This window comes from Streptomyces poriticola (assembly GCF_036689765.1).
Classification (GTDB): Bacteria; Actinomycetota; Actinomycetes; order Streptomycetales; family Streptomycetaceae; genus Streptomyces; species Streptomyces poriticola.
In genome coordinates this window covers 560718-566717 of the sequence record NZ_JBAGKH010000002.1, presented here as the reverse complement: position 1 = coordinate 566717, position 6000 = coordinate 560718, and the positions used below count along the sequence as shown (strand labels likewise).

The following is a 6000-nucleotide window of genomic DNA, read 5'->3' as shown; positions in this document are numbered from 1 at the left end:
GCTCTTCCGATGGGGGGGGGGGCCGCCCCGGGGCGCCGCCGGGGGGCGCGGCCGGCCGCGCCGACCCGGCACCCGCGCGACGGGAACCACCCCCTGAGAGTCGCCGTGGCCGGAGGAGGCCCCGGGGGGCTCTACGCCGCCGCCCTCCTCAAACGCCTCGCCCCCGACCGGCAGGTCACCCTCTGGGAACGCAACGCCCCGGACGACACCTTCGGCTTCGGCGTCGTCCTCTCCGACGAGACCCTCGGCGGCATCGAGCACGCCGACCCCGTGGTCCATGCGGCCCTGGAGCGGGACTTCGTCCGCTGGGACGACATCGACATCGTCCACCGCGGCATCCGCCACACCTCCACGGGCCACGGCTTCGCCGCCCTCGGCCGCCACCGTCTGCTGGAGATCCTGCACGAGCGCTGCCGCGGCCTCGGCGTCGAACTGCGCTTCCGCAGCGAGGCCCCGCACCCGGACCGGCTGGCGCGGGAGTACGACCTCGTGGTCGCCGCGGACGGTGTGCACAGCACCACCCGCAGCGCCTATGCGGACGTCTTCCGCCCGCATCTCACCCCGCACCGCTGCCGCTACCTCTGGCTGGCCGCCGACCTCGCCTTCGACGCCTTCCGCTTCGAGATCGCCGAGACCGAGCACGGCGTGATGCAGCTGCACGCCTATCCGTTCGCGCCTGGCGCCTCCACGGTGATCGTCGAGATGCGCGAGGAGGTGTGGCGCGCGGCCGGGTTCGACACCATGTCCGAGGAGGAGTCCGTCGAGTGCTGCGCCAAGATCTTCGCCGACGCCCTCGGCGGCCGTCCGTTGCGCGGCAACAAGCCGGCCTGGACCGCCTTCCGCACCGTCGTCACCGAGCGGTGGTCGCACGGCAACGTCGTCCTGCTCGGCGACGCGGCCCACACCGCCCACTTCTCCATCGGCTCCGGCACCAAGCTCGCCGTCGAGGACGCGCTCGCCCTGGCCGCCTGCCTGGAGGAGCAGCCCTCACTCGAGGAGGCGCTGGCCGCGTACGAGAAGGAGCGGCGGCCCGTCGTCGCCTCCACCCAGCGCGCCGCCCGCGCCAGCCTGGAGTGGTTCGAGGACCTGGCCCGCTACCTGGACCAGCCGCCCCGCCGGTTCGCCTTCAACCTGCTCACCCGCAGCCGCCGGGTCACCCACGACAACCTGCGGCTGCGCGACGCCCACTTCACCGCGGCCGTCGAGCGCGAGTTCGGCTGCCCGCCCGGGACACCCCCGATGTTCACCCCGTTCCGGCTGCGCGGTCTGACCCTGCGCAACCGGGTCGTCGTCTCCCCGATGGACATGTACTCGGCCGTCGACGGCGTCCCCGGCGACTTCCATCTGGTCCACCTGGGCGCCCGGGCCATGGGCGGGGCCGGCCTGGTGATGACCGAGATGGTGTGCGTCAGCCCCGAGGGCCGCATCACCCCCGGCTGTGCCGGCCTGTACACAGGCCGGCAGACCGAGGCCTGGCGGCGGATCACGGAGTTCGTGCACACCGGGGCTCCGGGCACCGCGATCGGAGTCCAGCTCGGCCACAGCGGGCGCAAGGGCTCGACGAAGGTGATGTGGGAGGGCATGGACGAACCGCTGCCCGACGGCAACTGGCCGCTGGTGGCCGCCTCCCCGCTGCGGTACCGGCCGGAGAGCCAGATCCCGCGCGAGCTGTGCCGGGCGCACCTCACCGATCTGCGCGAACAGTTCACCGCCGCCGCCCGGTGCGCCGCCCGCGCCGGGTTCGACCTGCTCGAACTGCACTGCGCCCACGGCTATCTGCTCTCCGGCTTCCTCTCCCCGCTCACCAACCGCCGCACCGACGCCTACGGCGGCACCCTGGAGAGACGGCTGCGATTCCCGCTGGAGGTGTTCGACGCCGTACGCTCCGTGTGGCCCGGCGAACGGCCCATGACCGTACGCATCTCCGCCACCGACTGGGCCGAGGGCGGCACGAGCGCCGAGGAGGCCGTGGAGATCGCCCGGGCCTTCGCCGCGCACGGCGCCGACGCGATCGACGTGTCCACCGGGCAGGTAGTCGCGGACGAGCGACCGGAGTTCGGGCGGTCGTACCAGACGCCGTACGCCGACCGCATCCGGCACGAGGCCCGGGTCCCGGTGATCGCGGTCGGCGCCATCTCCTCATGGGACGACGTCAACTCGCTGATCCTGGCCGGGCGCACCGACCTGTGCGCCCTGGCCCGGCCCCATCTCTACGACCCGCACTGGACGCTGCACGCCGCGGCCGAGCAGGGCTACACCGGCCCCGGCGCGGTGTGGCCGGCGGCGTACCGGGCGGGCAGCCGCCGCCCGCGCACCGGCCGCACCGACGCCCCGCGGCCCCGGCTCACACTCGGGAGCTGAGCCGGTCCGCGTAACCCCAGGTCCGGCACATCGGCAGCAGCTCCGGGGCGATCTCGTCGTCCTTCGGCAGCTCACGGCCCTGCTGCACCGTGCCGGTGCGGATGTTCTCCCGCCAGTCGCCCAGGCCCCGGATCAGCCGGCCGTTGTCCTTCTTGCCGTAGTCGAGCATGCCCGGCTCGTAGTCCAGGCCGAGGAAGGTGCACAGCCGGCGCATCTCCCGCTCGGGGTCGGCGGTGATGTCCTCGTACCGCACGGTGCAGCCGTCGGCGCCGGAGCCGCGGGCCTCCTCCACGGCCGTCAGATAGGGCAGCACCTCGGCGACCGCCTTGTCGTACGGCCGCTTGACCGGGTCGCTCTCGTGCCACGACAGCGCTATCGAACCGGGGTGGCGCAGCAGGAAGACGAACCGCGCGTCGGGCCAGCAGTCCCGGACCCGCTGGAACATGAAGGCGTTGCCCGGTGTCTTCTCGACGATGAAGTCCTTGCCGGACCTGAGCAGTTCACGGTGCATCACGCGGTCCCACAGCAGATGCTCCAGATCGCCGCGCTCATGTCCGAGCGCCGACATCGCGGCCGCCGAGAGCTTGCTGCCGCAGGTGACCTCCATCCGGCCCAGATGCAGTTCGTGCAGGGCGTGCAGCCGGGAGTGCGCGCCCAGCATCATGCGCAGCAGGGTGGAGCCGGAGCGCACCGACGAGATGATGAAGACCGGTTGCCGCAGCAACCGCTCGGCCGGCAGATCCCCGGCCGACGGACACCGGTACGCGGCCGTCTCCGGCTCGGCGGGCGGGCCGGGTCTGGGCGGGCCCGGCCGGGGAGCCCTCCGCACCTGAAGGCCGGTGGTGGCGGTGAGCGCCCGGTTCAAGCTACGCATGAGACTCATGCGTCAGCACCGTAGGGGATATTTCTGAGAAGAGGATGGGAGAACCCCGCACGTTGCCCCGGGCGGGAAAAATGTGACTCAAGTCACAGGGTGGGCTGCTGCCTTGTGAAGGAGCGGATCACTGCTCGGGCACGCCCGCATAGCGCGCCCCGGCGTTCCGCAGCCGCTCGTGCAAAGCCCGGAACACCTGCGCCGAGCGGGCGCCCGGCCAGTCGGCGGGCAGCAGCCGCGCGGGCAGCCCGGGGTCGGTGTACGGCAGATGTCGCCAGGAGTCCAGGGCCAGCAGATAGTCCCGGTAGGCGTCCTCGGGCGGGGTGTCCGCCCGGCGCTCCCAGCCGCGCAGCACACGCGCGTGGCGGTCCAGGAACCGTTCGTGCTCCTTGGCGATCGCGGCCAGGTCCCACCAGCGCCCCACCGCCTCCGCGGTCGGCGTGAACCCCAGGTGGTCACCCCGGAAGAGGTCCACGTACCCGGCCAGCCCCAGCCGCCGCAGCGTGTGCCGGGTCTCCTCGTACAGCCGGGCCGGTGCGACCCAGACACCGGGCGCCGCGGTGCCGAAGCCGAGGCCGGCCAGCCGGGAGCGCAGCACATGCCGCTTCTGCCGCTCCGACTCCGGCACCGAGAACACCGCGAGCACCCAGCCCTCGTCCTCCGGCGGTGCGCCCGCGTAGATACGCCGGTCGCCGTCGTCCAGCAGCTGCCGCGCCTCGGGCGACAGCGCGTATCCGGCCGCGCCCTCGGCGGTGCGGGCGGGCAGCAGCAGGCCGCGCCGCTTCAGCCGGGACACCGACGAGCGCACCGACGGCGCGTCCACACCGACCGCGGCCAGCAGCCGGATCAGCTCGGCGACGGGCACCGGGCCCGCCGTGAACCGGCCGTACGCGCCGTAGAGCGTGACGATCAGGGACCTCGGGGCGTGCTGCACGTGCTGATCGGACACGTTGATCATCTTAGGTCGTCGGGGTCACCGCGGGTCCCCTCGGTGCGATCGGTGTGATCGGCGCCATGGGTGCGGTCGCCGTGCCGGGCGTGCTCGTCGTGCCCGGCGTGCCCGCTGCGCAGCCGGAACCGCTGCAGCTTGCCCGTGGCCGTGCGCGGCAGCGCGTCCAGGAACACGAACTCCCGGGGACACTTGTACGGAGCCAGCTCGGAGCGGACGAAGGCGCCCAGCGCCTCCGCGTCCCGCGCCGCGCCCTCCCGCAGCACCGTGTACGCCACCACAACCTGCCCGCGGCCGATGTCCGGCCGCCCGACCACCGCGGCCTCCACCACGTCCGGGTGGCGCAGCAGGGCGTCCTCCACCTCCGGGCCCGCGATGTTGTACCCGGCCGAGATGATCATGTCGTCGGCGCGGGCGACGTACCGGAACCGGCCGTCCGGATCGCGGACATAGGTGTCCCCGGTGATGTTCCAGCCGCCGCGCACGTACTCCCGCTGCCGCGGATCGGCGAGATAGCGGCAGCCGACCGGCCCGCGCACCGCCAGCAGCCCTGGCTCCCCGTCGGGCACCGGCACCCCGTCGGCGTCCTGCACGCGCGCGTGCCAGCCCGGCACCGGGAGGCCGGTCGTGCCCGGCCTGATGTGCTCGTCGGCGGCGGAGATGAAGATGTGCAGCAGTTCGGTGGCGCCGATGCCGTTGATGATGCGCAGCCCGGTGCGTTCGTGCCAGCGCCGCCAGGTGGCCGCCGGCAGGTTCTCGCCCGCCGAGACGCAGCGCCGCAGCGAGGTCACGTCGTGCCCGTCCAGCGACTCCAGCATCGCCCGGTACGCGGTCGGCGCGGTGAACAGCACCGACACCCGGTGCTCGGCGATCGCGGGCAGCAACTGCTTCGGCCCGGCCTGCTCCAGCAGCAGCGCGCTCGCCCCGGCCCGCATCGGGAAGACCACCAGTCCGCCGAGCCCGAAGGTGAAACCGAGCGGCGGACTGCCGGCGAACAGGTCGTCGGCGCGCGGCCGGAGCACCTGCGCGGAGAAGGTGTCGGCGATCGCCAGCACGTCCCGGTGGAAGTGCATGCACCCCTTGGGGCGGCCGGTGGTGCCGGAGGTGAAGGCGATCAGCGCCACGTCGTCGGCCGCGGTGTCGACCGCCGGGTACGGCCCGTCGGGCGCCGGACGGCGCAGCAGGTCGTCGGGGGAGTCGCCGCCGTAGGTGACGATCCGCAGTCCCGGCACGTCCGCCTTGGCGAGGTCGTCCACCGACCGGATGTCGCACAGGGCGTGCCCGACCCGGGCGATCTCGCACATCGCGCGCAGCTCGTGCGGGCGCTGCTGGGCCAGCACGGTGACGGCGACCGCGCCCGCCTTGAGCACCGCCAGCCAGCAGGCGGCCAGCCACGGGGTGGTGGGACCGCGCAGCAGCACCCGGTTGCCGGGCACCACCCCGAGGTCGGTGCTGAGCAGATGGGCCAACCGGTCGACACGGTCGCGCAGCTCGCCGTAGGTCCACGCGTCCCCGGAGGCGGTGCGGAAGACCGGGTGGCCGGGGGCGCCGTGGGTGAGCAGCTCGGCGGCGCAGTTCAGCCGTTCGGGGTACTGCAGCTCCGGCAGGTCGAAGCGCAGCGCGGGCCACTGCTCGGGCGGCGGGAGGTGATCGCGCGCGAAGGTGTCGACGTGGGCGGATCGGGTCGGGCCGGTCATGGCGGTTCGCCCCCTTGCCTGCGGTGGTGGGCTCTGGTGGGCTCGCACCAGGAGCGTATCGCCTTGGTGACGGCAGTCAATGGGACGCGATACGGTCGGGTGAACCGCGCGGAGAACGG

General features: G+C 73.4%; 4 protein-coding genes. 1 reads left to right on the top strand and 3 read right to left on the bottom strand.

Features of this window, described 5'->3' with window-relative positions:
* Window positions 1-9 precede the first annotated feature (9 nt).
* Window positions 10-2361, top strand: a complete 2352-nt coding sequence (locus V5O46_RS05105) for a bifunctional salicylyl-CoA 5-hydroxylase/oxidoreductase (RefSeq protein WP_332883215.1) — start codon at window positions 10-12, stop codon at window positions 2359-2361.
* On the opposite strand, the gene V5O46_RS05100 is transcribed toward V5O46_RS05105, so the two are convergent.
* From V5O46_RS05100 to V5O46_RS05090, 3 genes are all read right to left on the bottom strand, one after another.
* On the bottom strand, window positions 2345-3244 hold the full coding sequence (locus V5O46_RS05100; RefSeq protein ID WP_332883184.1) for a sulfotransferase family protein: 900 nt from the start codon (window positions 3242-3244) through the stop codon (window positions 2345-2347). The two genes, V5O46_RS05105 and V5O46_RS05100, sit on opposite strands and share 17 nt — an antisense overlap.
* A 118-nt stretch (window positions 3245-3362) precedes the next feature.
* On the bottom strand, window positions 3363-4193 hold the full coding sequence (locus V5O46_RS05095; protein ID WP_332883183.1) for a PaaX family transcriptional regulator: 831 nt from the start codon (window positions 4191-4193) through the stop codon (window positions 3363-3365).
* Window positions 4190-5881 carry an AMP-binding protein gene (locus V5O46_RS05090; protein ID WP_332883182.1) on the bottom strand — a complete coding sequence of 564 codons (1692 nt, stop codon included), beginning with the start codon at window positions 5879-5881 and terminating at the stop codon, window positions 4190-4192. The genes V5O46_RS05095 and V5O46_RS05090 overlap by 4 nt, the downstream gene beginning before the upstream one ends.
* Window positions 5882-6000 lie beyond the last annotated feature (119 nt).

Coding starts and splice junctions, on each gene's coding strand:
- V5O46_RS05105 (WP_332883215.1), top strand. CDS start 10: ATGGGGGGGGGGGCCGCCCCGGGGCGCCGCCGGGGGGCGCGGCCGGCC.
- V5O46_RS05100 (WP_332883184.1), bottom strand. CDS start 3,244: ATGAGTCTCATGCGTAGCTTGAACCGGGCGCTCACCGCCACCACCGGC.
- V5O46_RS05095 (WP_332883183.1), bottom strand. CDS start 4,193: ATGATCAACGTGTCCGATCAGCACGTGCAGCACGCCCCGAGGTCCCTG.
- V5O46_RS05090 (WP_332883182.1), bottom strand. CDS start 5,881: ATGACCGGCCCGACCCGATCCGCCCACGTCGACACCTTCGCGCGCGAT.